This is a genomic window from Actinosynnema sp. NPDC023587 (assembly GCF_040640215.1).
Lineage (GTDB): Bacteria > Actinomycetota > Actinomycetes > Mycobacteriales > Pseudonocardiaceae > Actinosynnema.
Genome location: NZ_JBFABG010000010.1, coordinates 1 through 13,837, shown reverse-complemented (window position 1 = coordinate 13,837; position 13,837 = coordinate 1). Strand labels below are relative to the sequence as shown.

13 protein-coding genes and 2 pseudogenes are annotated in these 13,837 nt (G+C 73.4%); 7 read left to right on the top strand and 8 right to left on the bottom strand.

The annotated features are described in order from the left end of the window. Nucleotides 1–21 precede the first annotated feature (21 nt). From AB0G01_RS24335 to AB0G01_RS24315, 5 genes are read right to left on the bottom strand one after another with little or no spacing between them, the layout of a single operon-like run. A complete protein-coding gene (locus AB0G01_RS24335; protein ID WP_360949213.1) occupies nucleotides 22–798 on the bottom strand; it encodes an ABC transporter ATP-binding protein in 777 nt (258 codons plus the stop codon). Beyond that, entirely contained in the window at nucleotides 795–1,808 is a 1,014-nt protein-coding gene (locus AB0G01_RS24330) for an iron chelate uptake ABC transporter family permease subunit (protein ID WP_360949721.1), read from the bottom strand. The genes AB0G01_RS24335 and AB0G01_RS24330 overlap by 4 nt, the downstream gene beginning before the upstream one ends. A gap of 56 nt (nucleotides 1,809–1,864) precedes the next feature. Next, complete coding sequence (locus AB0G01_RS24325) at nucleotides 1,865–2,863, bottom strand: iron chelate uptake ABC transporter family permease subunit (protein ID WP_360949211.1); 999 nt, start codon at nucleotides 2,861–2,863, stop codon at nucleotides 1,865–1,867. Then, nucleotides 2,860–3,861: an ABC transporter substrate-binding protein gene (locus tag AB0G01_RS24320; protein WP_360949209.1), complete on the bottom strand. Its 1,002-nt coding sequence runs from the start codon at nucleotides 3,859–3,861 to the stop codon at nucleotides 2,860–2,862. The genes AB0G01_RS24325 and AB0G01_RS24320 overlap by 4 nt, the downstream gene beginning before the upstream one ends. Before the next feature lie 38 nt (nucleotides 3,862–3,899). Then, a complete protein-coding gene (locus AB0G01_RS24315) occupies nucleotides 3,900–4,796 on the bottom strand; it encodes a siderophore-interacting protein (RefSeq protein WP_360949207.1) in 897 nt (298 codons plus the stop codon). A gap of 651 nt (nucleotides 4,797–5,447) precedes the next feature. Here AB0G01_RS24315 and AB0G01_RS24310 point away from each other — a divergent pair. Then, nucleotides 5,448–6,485, top strand: coding sequence for a methyltransferase (locus tag AB0G01_RS24310; protein WP_360949205.1), 1,038 nt, complete (start codon nucleotides 5,448–5,450; stop codon nucleotides 6,483–6,485). A 341-nt stretch (nucleotides 6,486–6,826) separates the two neighbouring features. Here the strand turns inward: AB0G01_RS24310 and AB0G01_RS24305 are convergent. Continuing rightward, a pseudogene (locus tag AB0G01_RS24305) lies at nucleotides 6,827–7,203 on the bottom strand (hypothetical protein). A gap of 83 nt (nucleotides 7,204–7,286) precedes the next feature. Here AB0G01_RS24305 and AB0G01_RS24300 point away from each other — a divergent pair. From AB0G01_RS24300 to AB0G01_RS24285, 4 genes are all read left to right on the top strand, one after another. Continuing rightward, a complete protein-coding gene (locus tag AB0G01_RS24300) occupies nucleotides 7,287–7,418 on the top strand; it encodes a hypothetical protein (protein WP_360949203.1) in 132 nt (43 codons plus the stop codon). A gap of 314 nt (nucleotides 7,419–7,732) precedes the next feature. After that, complete coding sequence (locus tag AB0G01_RS24295; RefSeq protein ID WP_360949201.1) at nucleotides 7,733–8,443, top strand: Crp/Fnr family transcriptional regulator; 711 nt, start codon at nucleotides 7,733–7,735, stop codon at nucleotides 8,441–8,443. A gap of 209 nt (nucleotides 8,444–8,652) precedes the next feature. Further along, the gene (locus AB0G01_RS24290) at nucleotides 8,653–9,738 is read left to right on the top strand and encodes a cytochrome P450 (protein WP_360949199.1); all 1,086 of its coding nucleotides are present in this window, start codon (nucleotides 8,653–8,655) and stop codon (nucleotides 9,736–9,738) included. A gap of 125 nt (nucleotides 9,739–9,863) precedes the next feature. Then, nucleotides 9,864–10,247 carry an STAS domain-containing protein gene (locus AB0G01_RS24285; protein ID WP_360949197.1) on the top strand — a complete coding sequence of 128 codons (384 nt, stop codon included), beginning with the start codon at nucleotides 9,864–9,866 and terminating at the stop codon, nucleotides 10,245–10,247. Here the strand turns inward: AB0G01_RS24285 and AB0G01_RS24280 are convergent. Beyond that, nucleotides 10,244–10,672 (bottom strand): PRC-barrel domain containing protein, encoded by a 429-nt coding sequence (locus AB0G01_RS24280; RefSeq protein ID WP_360949195.1) that lies wholly within the window; start codon nucleotides 10,670–10,672, stop codon nucleotides 10,244–10,246. The two genes, AB0G01_RS24285 and AB0G01_RS24280, sit on opposite strands and share 4 nt — an antisense overlap. A gap of 478 nt (nucleotides 10,673–11,150) precedes the next feature. Between AB0G01_RS24280 and AB0G01_RS24275 the strand changes: the two genes are divergently transcribed. Beyond that, nucleotides 11,151–11,921: a CPBP family intramembrane glutamic endopeptidase gene (locus tag AB0G01_RS24275; protein ID WP_360949193.1), complete on the top strand. Its 771-nt coding sequence runs from the start codon at nucleotides 11,151–11,153 to the stop codon at nucleotides 11,919–11,921. A 116-nt stretch (nucleotides 11,922–12,037) separates the two neighbouring features. Then, nucleotides 12,038–13,354, top strand: a complete 1,317-nt coding sequence (locus tag AB0G01_RS24270; RefSeq protein ID WP_360949191.1) for a sodium:proton exchanger — start codon at nucleotides 12,038–12,040, stop codon at nucleotides 13,352–13,354. A 137-nt stretch (nucleotides 13,355–13,491) separates the two neighbouring features. Here the strand turns inward: AB0G01_RS24270 and AB0G01_RS24265 are convergent. Beyond that, nucleotides 13,492–13,837 (bottom strand): annotated as a pseudogene (locus tag AB0G01_RS24265) (ABC transporter family substrate-binding protein); the annotation flags it as partial.

The following is a 13,837-nucleotide window of genomic DNA, read 5'->3' as shown; positions in this document are numbered from 1 at the left end:
GGACCACAGTCGCTTAGCGGGCTACAGCGTGGGCACCACCATCGGCGTGCCGGTCACCGGGTCGGGAACCACGATGCTCGGCAGGTCGAAGACCTGCTTCATGAGCACGCTGTCCACCACCTCGGCCGGCGGGCCCTCGGCGACCACCCGGCCGTCCTTCATCGCGACCAGGTGGTCCGCGTAGCGCGAGGCCTGGTTGATGTCGTGCAGCACCGCGACCACCGTGCGCCCCTGGTCGCGCAGCCCGGCCAGCAGCGACAGCAGTTGGTACTGGTGGGTGATGTCGAGGAACGAGGTCGGCTCGTCCAGCAGCAGGTGCGAGGTGTCCTGGGCGAGCACCATCGCCACCCACACGCGCTGGCGCTGCCCGCCGGACAGCTCCTGCACGGGCCGGTCGGCCAGGTCCACCACCCCGGCGACGCGCATCGCCTCGGCCACCGTCGTCTCGTCGGCGGGCGTCCACGAGGACAGCAGCGACTGGTGCGGGAACCTCCCGCGCGCCACGAGCTGCCGCACCCGGATGTCCTCGGGCGCGACGGGCTCCTGGGGCAGGAAACCCAGCCGGCGGGCCAGCACCTTGCTCGGGTAGGTGCCGATCTCGCGGCCGGCGAAGACCACCTGGCCCTCGGTGGGGCGCAGCAGCCGGACGAACGCGCGCAACAACGTGGACTTGCCGCACGCGTTCGGGCCGACGATGGCGGTGAAGGCACCGTCGGGGACGTCGACCCCCAGCCGCGTGGACACCACGCGGTCGCCGTAGCGCAGAGTCACGTCCCGGGCGGACAGGAGCGCTGTCACCTGCGTCGAACCTCCTTGGCGAGCAACCACATCAGGTAGCAGCCGCCGATCGCGGTGCTGATCACGCCGACCGGCAGCGCGACGGGCGCGAGCAGCGCCTGGGCGGTCAGGTCCGCGCCCAGCAGCAGGACCGCGCCGGTGAGGGCGGCGGGGAGCACGGGGATGCCGGGCGCGCCGGCCAGCCGGCGGCCGATCTGCGGCGCGGCGAGCGCGATGAACGCGATCGGCCCGGCCACGGCGGTCACCGTCGCCGTGCAGCCCACGCCGATCAGCACCAGGCGCAACCGCAGCGGTTCCAGCCGCACGCCGGTGGTCACCGCGACGTCGGACCCCAGCGACGCCTGGTGGACGGCGCGGGACTGGACGGCCAGCAGCACCAGCAGCACGCAGACGATCGCGAACGGGAGGGTCACGTCGTCCCAGCCCACCCCGTTCAGCGAGCCCGCGTTCCACCCGACGGCCGCGATCGCGACCTCCAGCTCCGCGCGCAGCACGATCCACGAGTTGAGGGCGGTGAGCGTGGCGTTGACCGCGATGCCGATCACGACCAGCCGCAGCCCGGACATCCCGCCGCCCATCGACAGCAGGTAGACCAGGGCCGCCGTGAGCACCCCGCCCACCACGGAGCTGAGCGCGAGCTGGGTGGGCGAGCCGGCCAGCACGGTGATCGCGATCAGCGCGCCGGTGTACGCGCCCGCGTCGAGCCCGATCACGTCGGGGCTGCCCATCGGGTTGCGGGTGATGTTCTGGAACACCGCGCCGGCCGCGCCGAGCGCCGCGCCGAACACCACGGCCGCCAGCACGCGGGGCAACCGCCACTCGCGGATCACCACGTTCGAGCCGCCCCGGCCGCCGGTGAGGGCGTCGAACACCTTCGCCGGGCTCGCCCACGTCGGTCCGTAGCACAGCCCGACGAGGCCCAGCCCGAGGATCGCCAGCCCCAGCACGGCCACCAGCACCAGCGTCCGGCGCTCGACCAGCACCGAGACCGGGCCCGCGCGCAGCACCAGCGCCGTCGGCGCGGCGGCCTGCGCGGGGTGGTGCGCGGAGTCGTTCGCGGTCGTCTTCACAGGGCCGCCGCCCCGTACCGCCGCACGGCCCACACCAGCACCGGGCCGCCGAGGAACGCGGTCACGATCGCCACCGGCACCTCGCCGGTGGGCAGCAGGACCCGCGAGCCGATGTCGGCCACCAGCAGCAGCACCGGTCCGAGGACGACGGCCAGCGCCAGCGCCCACGGCACGGACGCGCCGGCCAGCCGCCGCGCCACGTGCGGCACCATCAGGCCGACGAACAGGATCGGCCCGGCGATCGCCGTCGCGGTGCCGGCCAGCACGGTGATCAGCACCAGCGAGGCGTACCGCACGCGGGTCACGTTCGCGCCCAGCCCGTGCGCCGCGCTCTCGCCCAGCGCGATCACGTCGAGCTGCCTGCCGAGCAGCAGCGCGCACCCGACCGCGAACGCGATCACGACGAGCGGCAGCGCGTTGGGTGCCTGCTCGCGGCCGGCCAGCGAGCCGACCGACCAGAAGCGGTACTTGTCGAACACGTCCGGGATCATCAGGCGCAGCCCCAGGGACACGCCCGCCAGGACCGAGCTGAGCGCCACGCCGGTCAGCACCAGGCGCAGCGGGGAACCCCGCCCGACCGAGTAGACCAGCAGGGTCGCCGCGACCGCGCCGAGCACGGCCACCACCAGCTCGCCGACCGCCGTCGCGGTCAGGCCGAGCGCCGAACCGGTGGCGATCGCGAAACCGGAACCCGCCGTCACGCCGAGCACGCCCGGCTCGGCCAGCGGGTTGCGGGACAACACCTGCACCAGCACGCCCGCCGTGGCGAGCGCGGCCCCCGCGCCGAGGGCCAGGACCGCGCGCGGCACCCGGATGTCGCGGACCACGATGTGGTCGCTGGACCCGTCGAAGGCGAACAGGGCCCGCACGACGTCGGCGGGTGGGATCGCGTGCGCGCCGACGCCGATGCTGACCACCGCCACGGCGGCCAGCACGGCCAGGGCGGCGATCAGCACGACGGTCAGCGCGCCCGGCCCCCGGCGCGCGGTCCTCACTTCGTCAGCAGCGGCGCGAACGCCTCGTCGGCGGCGTCCAGGGTCTTCATCGCCGACCGGTAGGTGGCGGCCTCGGTGTAGCGCAGCGGGAACACCTTGCCCGCCTTCACGGCCGGCAGTTCCTTCCACAGCGGCGAGTCCAGGACGTACTGGACCGGCGGCGGGACGGTGCCGTCCGCCTTGACCGAGTAGGTGATCGCGGTGGCCTCGGCGAACGCGGCCGGCAGCTCCTCGATCGACGGGTACTCGCTGACCGCCGCCGAGCCGGCACCCTTGACCTTGACCTCGCCGTAGTACGTCGCGCCCAGGTCCTCGGCGATGTTGGTGCCCCACGAGCCGTTGAACTCGCGCTGGAAGTTGCCCTTGGCGACCTCGCCGTACGCGCCGACGTGGCCCAGCTTGAGGCCCGGCAGCACGGCGGCGTACTTCTCGGTCAGCTTGGCGGACTTGGCCTCGTACTCGCCCTGGACGGCGTCGAACTCCTTGAGCGAGCCCGCCGCGTCGGCCTGCTTGCGGGACAGCTCGCGCCACATCGAGGGCACCGACGGGCCGATGGCCACGACCGGGGCGATGTCCTGCAACCGCTTGAGGTCGATGTCGGCCAGCACCGGCTTGGGCACGCCGATGATGATCAGGTCGGGGTCGGCCTGGGCGATGGCCTCGTAGTTGGTCTCGGCGGCGGTCTCGCCCGCGATCTTCGGCGTCTCCTCGTAGCGCTTGCGGTCCTCGTCGCCCATCAGCGGAACTCCGCGCTGCCAGGACGAGATCCCGACCACCGGGGCGTCGGCCTCCAGCATCGCGGGCACCGCGTAGCCGGTGGCGACGATGCGCTGGGGCGAGACGGGGATGGTGACGTCACCGTTGTCGGCGGCGAAGACCCGGGTCTGCGCCTCGGCCGCCGGCGCGCTCTCCCCGCCGTCGGAGGAGCCGCAGCCGGTGGCGACGGCGAGCGAGAGCACGAGCGCGCCGACGAGTCGGGGGGATCTGGCGATGGACATGCGTGATTCCTTGCTGTTCGCGGTGCTTTTCGGGGGGTCTAGTGGTCGTGGTCGTCGTGGTCGTGGTCCTCGTGACCCTCTTCGTGGTCGTCGTCGAAGTCCTCGACACCGCGCTTCCAGTAGCCGGTGATGTCGTGGTCGTGCTTGCCCAGGCCGAGTTCGTCGCGGACCCAGCGGCGCAGCGGCTTGATCGAGCCCGCCTCGCCCGCGACCCACACGTAGACCCGCTCCCCCTCGGGCACGCGCACCTCGCGCACGGCGTCGGCGAGCAGGGTGCTCGCGCCGGGCGGGACGTCGCCGCGGTGCAGCCAGCGCACCTCGACGCGGTCCGGCGCGGACAGCGCGATCTCCTCGTCGGGGCCGGAAACCTCGACGAACGCCCACCCGGCCGCGTCGCGCGGCAGCTCTTCCAGCCAGCGCGCGACGGCGGGCAGTGCGGTGATGTCGCCCGCCAGCAGGTAGCGGTCGTAGTCGTGCGGCACGATCAGCCCGCCGGGAGGGCCCGCGAGGTGCACGGTGTCACCGGGCCGGGCGGCGCGCGCCCACTCCGAGCCGAGGCCGCCGGCGTGCAGCGCCACGTCGATGTCCAGCTCGCCGGTCACCGGGTCGTAGCGGCGCACCGTGTACTCGCGCGACGTCGGCAACGGCTTGGGCCAGCTCAGCATCAGGCCGTTGGGCTCGGGCAGCCGCAGCACGCCGTCCTCGCCCGGGAACAGCAGCTTGACGTGCTCGTCGGGCGCGTGGGCCTCGAAGCCCTCGGTGCCCGGCCGGCCCAGCGTGACCCGCAGCAGCCCGGACCCGAGCGGCGCGGAGCGCACCACGGTGGCCTCGCGGACGTGGATCGGGTAGCCGACCTTGGCCGCCGCGCTGCCCGCGCGCACCTCGGCGATGCGCTCCAGGTACCGGTCGCGGTGGTCGGTGCGCGGGGCGGTCACGCCGCCGCCGCCGCGTGCCCGGCGGTGGACGGGTTCGCGATGCTCAACTCGGTGCTCCTGCGGGGGATCGGGGCCGACAGCGCGGCGGTGGTGACGTCGCCGTGGCTTCGCGCGCCCGGTGGTGCCTCTCCCGTACGAGATCGACACCTGTTCCGAACCGGCCGGAGCAACGTGAAGTTTCTTCCGCACTTCTTAGCTGAAGCTAACCTAACCAGCCGGTGGCGGTCCAGTGATCCCCCGGCCGGTTTCGTGACATAACCCACCCGGGGTCCTACCGGTGGGTCGTGCCGGCGCACGCGATATGTCGACCCTCCGCAATCGGTCCGACACCCGTCCTGACCGGCGGTCGGTCCCCGCCGAGCGGCCGGTGGCCGCATCCGCCGAATAGCCCGTGGAAATGAGGTCGGGTGGGCGATCGCGGTATCGCCGACCATTTACCCGGCCCGGTGATCCGATTGTTGCGCGCCGTGTTCCCGACGACACTGTCGGTCCACACCGCCGGTCCACCGGAATGCTCCGGACGTGATCACCGGTGATCTCGCACCGGCACCGCCCGGCACGTCCCCGTCCTCGGCGGGTGGCCTCGGCACGTCCCCGCCGCTACCGTGGAGGTGACAATCGTTGTCAGTTCGCGAGATCCGGGGGGATCGCATGGCGGAATCGCCGAACACCACCACCGAAGCCCGTCGCACCGTGGTGGACCTGGTCTTCGGGTCCATGGCCGCCCAGGTCGTGAGCGCGGTCGTCCGGTTGGGCGTCGCGGACGCCATCGCCGACGGCGAGCCGACCACCGGGGAGGTGGCCGGGGCCTGCGGCACGCCGGTGGGGCCGATGCGGCGGCTCCTGCGCGCCGTGGCGGCGCTGGGCCTGGCGACCGAGCGCGCCGGGGACCGCGTGGCCCTGACCCCGGCCGGTGCGCTGCTCCGGGCCGACGGGCCGGCGTCGATGCACACCTTCGCGCGGGTGTTCACCGACCCGGTGATGGTGCGGGCGTGGCACGACCTGGACCAGGCCGTGCGGGACGACCGCACCACCTTCGAGGACGCTTTCGGCGTGCCGTTCTTCGACCACCTCCAGTCCGCGCCGGAGTTGGGCGCGGCCTTCAACGCCGCCATGGGCCAGGGCACCTGGATCGTCGCCGCGCTGCTGCCCGACGCCTGCGACCTCGGCCGCTTCGCCCCGATCACCGACGTCGGCGGCGGGGACGGCACCCTGCTGGCCGCCGTCCTGAAGCGCCACGAAGGTCTGCGCGGCACGGTGTTCGACACGGCGGCGGGTTCCGCGCGGGCCGGTGACACGCTGCGGGCGGCCGGTGTCGCGGCCCGGTCCGGGGTGACGACCGGCGACTTCTTCACCGACGTACCGGACTCGACGGACGTGGTGCTGCTCAAGAGCATCCTGCACGACTGGGACGACGAGCGCTGCCGGACCATCCTCGGGCACTGCCGGCAGGCCCTGCCTCCCCACGGCCGACTGCTGGTGGTGGAGCCGGTGCTCCCCGAGGCGGTCGCCGACGCCACCGCGCCCGTGGTCTACCTCAGCGACCTCAACATGCTGGTCAACGTCGGAGGCCGGGAGCGCACGCGCGCCGAGTTCGAGACCCTGCTGGGAGACAACGGGTTCGCCGTCGCCGACGTCGTCCCGCTGCCGCCGTCCGGGTACTGCCTGATCGAGGCCGTCGTCTCCTGACCCCGACCTCGCGACTTCACGCGGTGGGCCCGGCCCTGTCGGAGAAACGCACCGTTACCGGTCTACCGCACCCCGTCGCCCACTTGGCCCAGCCTCGATCCGGGTGACGGTGGACGCGGTGTCGTGGGCCGTCCACCACCGAGCGACGCCGGACTCCCTTTCGTGGCCGGGCATGGGCATCGGGGGCACGGGGCCGGATAGTTCACCTGCGGTGACTACGACACTCTTCACCCCCAGGCCCCGGCCTACCGCACCTGGTCACCAGGGTGACCAGCGGCTGACCGGGAGGTGGGTGGGGCGGACCCACGCCGCCCCACCCACCGACTCCGATTTCGCAGCGGTCAGCGGTGGAGGGTGCTTTCCCGGGCCAGGTGCGACAACTTCTCGGGGTTGCGCACGGCGTAGATCCCGGAGATCAGGCCGTCGTCGAAGCGCACCGCCAAGACCGTGTCGACCTCACCGTCGGCCACGAGCACGACGTCCGGCGTCCGGCGTGAGGATGTCCAACAACCCTTGCAGGTCACCCGTTTCCACCGCCCGGCGGAACGCGTCGAGCGCTTCCCGCGTCCCCGCCCGCGACACGGACCCGCTCGGTCGGCGCGAGCGTCTCCAGCACCCACAGCACCGCGATCGACACGCTGTCCGCCGGCTCGACGCCCGTCCACCGCGACCACGTCTCCTGGAGCACGTCCTCCGCGTCGGCGGCCGAGCCGAGCATCTCGTCGGCGACCGTGAACAGCGGGTCGCGGTGGGCGAGGAACGTCTCGGTGGCTGTCACACCGGACCGCCGGGCGGCATCTGGTGGTCGACCAGTCGCCGCTGCCGAGGGAGAACCGGGAGCTGGTCAAGATCCGGGCCAACCGGATCAACGTCATCGTGCGGACCCCGGCGGGGTCGTACGAACCCGGCACGTTCGATGCGGTGGTGCGGTGATCGGCGGGCACGGCGCACCACGTCCGGCCGGAGCGGAACCGACCTGAGCGGACCTCCGTCGCACCGTCGGACGCGGCTCCGGCCTTCCGCTCGACGGGGCGCGTCCACCCGCTCGGCCACCCGCGACGGGTGGCCGAGCGGGGAGACTGGCAGGGTTGTGCCACACCGACGTCCCGCGCCCCTGCCGCGTGGACGGTCGGGAGGATCGGCACGAGTCGGGCACCCCGGTACCGGGACGCCCGGGGCTCGGCCGGCTGGTGGAATGCTCGACATCGGGTGCCACTCGGGAAACGAACTGCTCAGGGGGCGGGGACGTGGAGAATGACCGGCCGTATCGAGGGCTGCTGGGCCGACTGTCGGACCACACGGCGTGCGCGCTGCTCGCACTCGGCGCACCGGTCGCGTGGGTGCCGGGTGCCACGGTGTTCCGCGAGGGTGCCGAGGACGGGCACGCGGCACTCCTGCTGACCGGTGCGGTCACCGTCTGGGCGACCGGCGTGGAGGGTGGTCCCACCCTGCTCGCCGTGCGCTCCGCCGGGGACCTGGTCGGCGAGATGGCCGCGCTGGACGGCAAACCCCGGTCCGCGACCGTGACCGCCTGCGGCGCGGTCACCGCCCGGCTGATCCCCCAGCACCAGCTCCTGGACCTGCTGGACCGCCACGGGACGGTCCTGGCCGAGCTGGCCAAGGCCGGCGTCGACCACCTCCGCTGGTCCAACGACCTGCGCCGGGCCATGCCCCAGCAGGCGTCCACCCGGATCGCGCGGGTCCTCGTCCACCTCGTCACGCGCCACGGGCGGCGGACCGCCGACGGCGGCTGGACCCTGGACCTCCCGCTGACCAACATCGAGCTGGCCTCGATCGCCGGGATGAAGCCCCGCACCGCCGAGAAGGCGTTCAGCGACCTGCGCGACACCGGCGCGGTGCGGGCCAGCGCGCGGCGCGTCGTCCAGGTCCCCGACCTGGCCCACCTGGAGACGATCGCCGCCGGCCACCGCCCGGAGCCGGCCCCGGAGGGCGGGTGACCGGCGAGGTGCCGGATCACCCGCCGTCGTCACCTGGTCGACCACTTGACCGCCCGCCCCGGCGGCGTGTTACGTGGGGTGCGACGACCCGACGCGCTGCCCGGGAGGATGCCGTGAAGAGGTTGATCAGGCCGTTGCTGCGCAGGCTGGGGATCGAGCGCGGGTTCCGGCACCTGGCGTGGAGCCCGATGTACACGTACTACTGACCCGTGCCGTTCGGCCCGATCCGCCGGATCGGCTGGCGGGGGCTGCGCGGGCTGCACCGCCGGTGCGTGCGCCGCCCGGTGTTCCGGACCCTCGCGGGCAGCGTCGTGGTGTGCGACGCGCGGTTGGCCCGGGACTCGTTGGCCGACGCCGGGGGCGTGCTCGACCACCCGCCCGCGTTCTGGCGTCCCGGCGGCGTCGCCCTGCCCCCGGACGGGTGCGCGGCGCTGAACCGGTGGGTGCACCGCGCCCTCGCGGCCGAGGACGTCCACCGCTCGGCCGGGCTCGCGGTCGACTCGCTCGCCGCCGCGCGCGGCGACCTGCACCGCGCGTGCCTGCACGCGACGGCCGAGGCGCACCGACAGGCCTTGGGGCTCGACGACGCCGACCTGCGCGCGGTCGTCGCCGACTTCCTGGACACCGTCTTCCACAGCATGGTCACCGGCTCCCGTCGGCGCGTGGACGACGCGGGCTTCCAGCGGCTCTGCGCGCGGGCCGGCGCGGTGACGGCGGGCGGGGCGGTGGCCGGGCTGCCGGAGTTGGACGCGGCCGTGCGCGGCGAGGTCTACCTCCGGGCCGTGACGGCGTTCGTCGGCGCGTCCGCCGCCGCGCTCACCTGGCTGGTGTGCGCGTTCCAGCGCTCGGAGCCGGTCGAGGCCCGCCGGGTGGGCGACGTGCGGGAGGCCGATCCCCGGCACGTGGCACTGGAGGTGCTGCGCCTGTGGCCGCCCGCGTGGCAGCACCGACGCCCGGTGCGGCACGACCACCGCCTTGGGCCGTTGTCGGCGCTGCGGGGCGATGACGTGGTGGTGCCGACCTACGCGATGCACCGCCATCCCCGGTACTGGACGGACCCGGCCGCCTTCGATCCCGCGCGGTGGGCGGACCTGCCCGACCGCCCTGACGCGTTCCTGCCGTTCGCGGTGGGTCCCGGCGCGTGCGTGGCGGCGGTGTCCGAGGTGCGCCGCCTGGGAGCCGTCGCCGAGCACCTGGCCGCCTGTCCCCCGCTCCCCCTGACCCGGCGCGCCGCCGAACCCCACGTCACCGCGCTGCTCTCCGCGCCCGCCCACGTTCTGGGCGCGGTGCGCTGACGATCTCCTCCTCGGCGGGGCCGAACGCCGTGCGCCCCGCCTCCTGATCCGGAGCGCGTCGAGGTCACGTGATCCGGCTCCACAACGGCTGTTTCCAGCGCGCGAGAGGTGGGAACCATGTGCGCATGCCTACAGCGCACCCCCCGACCACCCGGATGAGCGCCGAGATGCTCGGCGAGGTGGCCGTGCTCCGAGCGGTCGGAGAGGTCGACATGTCGAACAGCGACGAGTTGCGCGACCACGGCGTGAGACTGCTCGACGGTGACGCCATCGCGCTCGTGCTCGACCTGTCCGGGGTGACGTTCTTCGCCTCCTCCGGCATCGCCGCCCTCGCCCACCTGCACGGCCACAACCGGGACAACGGCACGCGCCCGATCCACGTGGCGGTCGGCGGGAACGTGCGGCGGACGCTCGAACTCACCGCGATGCAAGCGCTCCTGCCCTTGCACGACACCGCGGAGCAGGCGATCGCGGCGGCGCTGGCCGACGCGGCCGACCGCGCCGGCTAGAGCAGTGGCGGGAGGAGGCGGTAGCACTCGGTGTAGTACTCGTCGGCCCGGTGGCGGAAGTCGTCGCTGCCCCCGCCCTCCGGGTCGTACTCCGGCGCGGCCTTGATCTGCTCTTTCGTGCGGTCCAGGTAGATCGTGCGCTGCTCGTGGTCGATCCGGCTGACGAGGCCGACCGGGAGCACGACCGTGCTGCCGAAGATCCACAGACCGGTGTCGATCAGCAGGCAGCCCTCCGGCACGTCGGCGTGCTCGCCGTCCACCTTGCCCAGGCTCCCGTCGGTCGCCTCGACGCGGTAGCCGATCAGCCCGGTCTCCGGCGGTTCGCCACCGCCGACCGGGCCGCGGGCCGGGTCGAACGCGGCACCGCTGACCGCCGGCCACGCCGGGTCTCGCCAGATCCACGGGGTGAAGGTCAGGGGTTCCATGTCTTCCTCCCAACTCAGCGGTGTCGCCGACCACCCCGTCCACGGCAAGCCGGTGGGGGGCGGTAGGCACGCTTCAACACGGTGGTGCTCCGGTCGGTCGCGGTGCCACCGGTGGCCACGCCCGGGGCCGGGGTCCACGCCACAGCGGGGACGGGCGCGGCGGTCGGCGGGAAGGCGGGCGATCCGCTCGCGGACAGTTCGGAGAGGGCCGGGGCGAGGAGAATCGGGGCCTGCTCCACGGCGTCGCCGACGCGCTGCGCGGGATTATTCGCCTCCACCGGGCCTCCTCTGCTCCATTTGGCGACTACCCGAGGCGGAACGACCTACACCGGCGAAGCTGGTACCTGATCGGGTGGCTCCAACTCACCGAGGGTGACCGTGATCGGCCCGCACGCCCACCGCGTCGGTGGCGGGGTTCGGTCACCGGTGGGCGGGGTAACCGGAGGGCACCACTTCCGCCCAGGCAACGGGGTTCCCAGTGCGGCACCGGACCGGTCTTCCACGCGGGCTCCGCGCCGCTGGGACGGTCACCCGGGACCGGGGCACCGGTACCCGCCTGCTGGCCGTCTTCCTGGTCGCCGAGCTCGCGCTGGCCGGCACGTCCCTCCTGTTCGCGCTCCTGCTCTCCCGGGCGGGCTGGTCCCCGGCCGAAGTCGGGCAGCCGCTCTGGCCGTTACCGCTGCTGCTGGTCGTGCCCGCCCTCGTCGCGGTGCTGGTCGCGGCCGGGGGTCTGCGGCTGGTCGGCGGCGGACCGCGCCCGGGGCGGGTGCGGCGCGAGTGGGCGGGTGTTCGGCGCGACGTGCTGGTCGGAGCCGCGTTCGGGGCCGGGGGGCTGCTGCTCGTCGTCCCGGCGGCGGCGATGTGGTCCGCGTGGACCGACGGCGGGGGTTCGGCCGCCGGCCACCTGCTCGACGGGCGCGAACCCGGCCTCGGCGCGGGGATCGCGATCTTCCTGACCGTGTGGCTGATCGCGCCGATCGCAGAGGAGGTGCTCTTCCGCGGGGTGCTGTGGCGAGCTCTGGAGCACTGGGGGTGCCACCGGTGGGTCGTGTTCGCCGTCACCACGGCGGCGTTCGCCCTCTCGCACCTGGAGTGGCAGCGGACCCCGCTGCTCGTCGTCGTCGCGATCCCGATCGGGCTCGCCCGGTTGTGCACCGGCACGGTGACCGCCGCGATCGCCGCCCACCAGTTCAACAACTTCCTGCCGGCCCTGGCCACGCTGCTGACCGGTTTCGGGGTGCTCGACTGAGCGCGGGGGCGCTGTCGCGCGTTCACCCGGCCGATGGGCTCCGGTTCGTCGCAACCGCCGAAGTCCGGGTACCCGTGACGGGATCGCGGTGAACAACCCACGTCGGAGGTCGCACCTTGTCCGGTGATCGCCCAGCGTTCCCCCTGCGGCTGCCGCTCGCCGCCGTGACGGCCCTGCCCGGCGCACTGCTGGGTGCGGCGGACTACCTCGGCCTGCCGCACCCCGAACTGCCCGACGCGGTGGCCGCCGCCGTGTTCGGCATCGCCATCGTCGGTGCCGCGTTCGTCCTGTCGTGGGCCGCCGAAGCCGCGCAGGTCGACGTCAGCGCCGGCTTGGCGATCGCGCTGCTCGCGCTCGTGGCCGTGCTGCCGGAGTACGCCGTCGACCTCGTGTTCACCTTCCAGGCGGGCCAGGAGTTCGCGCAGCAGGGCACGTGCGCGCCGCCACCGGGCCAGGCCGACCCGTGCTCGCTCGCGCTGGCGAACATGACCGGGGCCAACCGGGTCCTGGTCGGCATCGGCTGGCCGCTGGTGGTGCTCGTGGCCGCCGTCGCGGTGCGCCGCGCGAAGCACGACAGCGAGTCGACCCACCGGGGCCGGGTGGCGCTCCCTCGCGTGATGTCGGCCGAGGTGGTCTTCCTCGGCATCGCCACGCTGTACTCGCTCAGCCTGCCGCTGCGGACGTCGCTGACCGTGGTGGACGCGGCGGTGCTGGTGGCCGTGTTCGTCGCCTACGTGTGGCGGCTGTCCAAGGCACCGGTCGAGCAGCCCCACCTGCTGGGCGTGAGCGCCTGGGTGGGTGAGCAGGCCTCCACCCCCCGGCGGACGTGGGTGATCGGCATGTTCGCGTTCGCCGGACTGGTCATCCTGGCCACCGCCGAGCACTTCGCCACCAGTCTCGTGCGGACCGGCACCAGCCTGGGCGCGGACGAGTTCCTGCTGGTCCAGTGGGTCGCGCCGCTGGCCAGCGAATCACCGGAGCTGATCGTGGCCTGCCTCTACGCCGCGCGCCTGATGGCGTCGCAGTCCCTCGGCACGCTGCTGTCGAGCAAGGTCAACCAGTGGACGCTGCTGGTCGGCACCATCCCGGTGGTGTTCGCGCTGTCCAGCGGCGGGTGGCACGGGCTCCCGCTGGACGACCACCAGCGCCTGGAACTGCTCCTCACCGCCGCCCAGTCGCTGTTCGCCATCAGCATCCTCACCGACCTGGCGCTCACGACGGCCGGAGCGGTCACCCTGTTCGCGCTGTTCGCCACCCAGTTCACCGCGAGCATCGTGCTGCCCGCCGACGCGAACAAGACCGTGATCGTCGCCCTGTCCGCGCTCTACGTCCTGCTGGCGGTCGGCCAACTCGTCCGCCGCCGCCACGTCGCCCTGCGCACCGCGCGCGACGGCGTGCTCACCCCGTTCAGCGAGCTGGAGAAACGCTCGTGACGCGGGAAACCCCGTGGTAGCGCGAAGCGCTCGGCCGGGATGTCCCGGCCGAGCGCTTCGCCGCTGCCACCGCCGCCGGGCAGCGGTGTCGTGCCGCCCCCGGTACCCCGCCCACCCGGGTACCGGGGGCGTCGGAGCTACTTCCTGATCTGCCAGGCGTACAGGTTCCAGGTCACGCCACCACCGAGCCCCACGTAGGAGATCGGGGAGATGTCGGCCGTGCTGGCCGCGAAGTCGGTGAGCTGGAACAGCGGGACGCTGTGCAGGTCGTTGCGCATCTCCTTGTCGATGTCGTTCATCATCTTGGTGCGCTTCTGGAAGTCGAGCTCGCCGTTGGCGGTCTTCCACTGCTCGGTCACCACGGCCGAGTCGTAGTTGTTGTAGTTCACCGTGCCGCCCTTGTCCTTCTGGGCGTAGTTGCCGTAGGCACCGGCCTTGAGCGGCTGGCCCACCCACGCGAACAGCGCCGCGTCGAACTCCGAG